This window comes from Bradyrhizobium sp. PRIMUS42 (assembly GCF_023006515.1).
Taxonomy (GTDB): domain Bacteria; phylum Pseudomonadota; class Alphaproteobacteria; order Rhizobiales; family Xanthobacteraceae; genus Bradyrhizobium.
Genome location: NZ_JALBGZ010001213.1, coordinates 1 through 1,130, shown reverse-complemented (window position 1 = coordinate 1,130; position 1,130 = coordinate 1). Strand labels below are relative to the sequence as shown.

At 65.8% G+C, this 1,130-nt stretch carries 2 pseudogenes; one reads left to right on the top strand and one right to left on the bottom strand.

Annotated elements, in window-relative coordinates:
* Positions 1-659, bottom strand: a pseudogene (locus MOV75_RS39130) (histidine kinase); the annotation flags it as partial.
* A gap of 185 nt (positions 660-844) precedes the next feature.
* On the opposite strand from MOV75_RS39130, the pseudogene MOV75_RS39125 reads away from it, so the two are divergent.
* Positions 845-1,130, top strand: a pseudogene (locus tag MOV75_RS39125) (biopolymer transporter ExbB); the annotation flags it as partial.

Below are 1,130 nucleotides of genomic sequence, written 5' to 3'. Positions count from 1 at the left end.
ATCATCGCCAGCTCCATGGAGCGGAAGCGCGGCAGTTTCGTGCGATACTGTCCGCGTGCCATGCGCTGCAACGCGGTCACGATCGCGCGCGCCGGTGCCAGCGCATGCGCGATCGCCAGCGACGCCAGCAGTGCGATCGCTGCCGCCATCAATAGCGCGACGTCGATCACGTTGAGGATGTACTCCCAAGCGAGCGAGATGGCGGCCGCGGCATCCGGCGTCGCGACCACGGTGCCGGCAGAATCGGCGCGGGGGCTGACCGGCCGCACCACCTCGGCATGGCTGCCGAGGAAGGTCGGCACGATTGCGGCGAACCAGCGCGGCGGCGTCTTGCCCAGTCCCTCGCTCTGACCGCAGAGCGGCTTCTCGAATGCTGTGGCGGGCTGGAACTCGACGCAGACGCCGGGCGAGATCAGCTTCATCGTCTCCAGGGTGCGCCAGTCCGGAACAGGCAGGAGATGCTCCCGCGCTCTGCTGCTGCGCAACAAAAGCTCACGCCAATACAGCGCCTGAAGCGCCTGCGCCACCCGCTGCGCCGAGGCCGCCGTCGCCCGGTCGACGCTGCGATAGGCGTCGAACGTGGCCCATATGGTTGCCGCGCCGAGACACAGTGCCACGATAAGGAGCAGACGGGCGACGAGCTGAAGCACGAGGCGCATGCGATCATCCCCAACGTTTGATAAGGTCAGCCTAACAACGCCGCCGCGCCTTGCCAATCGCAGGGTGTGGCAGGAATGCAGCTCGGGCAAATTTCCCAAGCCGGATTGGGCATGGGTCTTTGGACCGAGCGCGGCGGCTTTGATCTAATCGGTGGGGATTTGTTGCAAGCCAGGAGCAGTGCGGCATGAGTTCGATGACGATTGGACCGATCGCGCCGTCTGCGACCGACCCATCCGAGCGCAGCGCGCTCCTGTTCTGGATGATCTTCACCGGGCTCTCGATCTTCGCCGTCGTGCTGCTGTGGCGCTTCGGCCTGATCCACCTGATGCTGACCTCGGATCGAACGTACATTTCGAGCATCATCGCGTTGCTCTATGTCGTCACCTGCGGCCACTGCTTCCTGCGCACGCGGGCGATTGCCCGTGAAGGGGCCGCGGCGCGGCGCTGCCGGGCGATGCTATCGGCCACCG